General features: G+C 44.9%; 1 pseudogene. It reads right to left on the reverse strand.

The window, feature by feature from the left end:
• Positions 1 to 281, reverse strand: a pseudogene (locus ACT3QN_RS13700) (hypothetical protein); the annotation flags it as partial.
• Between the last annotated feature and the right edge of the window lie 69 nt (positions 282 to 350).

Here is a 350-nt window from a genome sequence, read left to right on the forward strand (position 1 = left end):
CCTGCGTTATTGCCATCATCTAAGATGTAAGTCGGGGCACTAACACTACCATCAGCTGCGTTATAAGCAGCATTGCCACCTAGATTCACAGCTGTGCTTGTACCTGAAACGTCCACTTTATCATCAACAGCTGTTAATTGACCGAAGGTAGCGACATCGTCTGATGCAAGACCATCAGCCACATTAGTGATTGTGTTGCCACCATTGTTAAGTCCGGTTCTACCAAGAGTAACGGTGTCGACTGGACCATTCAAGATAGTTATTTCGGAATTGCCGTTCATAGTTATCCCGGCAGCATTTGTCACTGTATTACCAGTAGTAACGCTACCAGTAGGTCCTAGATTAAGATT

The organism is Psychrobacter sp. AOP7-C1-14 (genome assembly GCF_052376135.1).
GTDB lineage: Bacteria > Pseudomonadota > Gammaproteobacteria > Pseudomonadales > Moraxellaceae > Psychrobacter.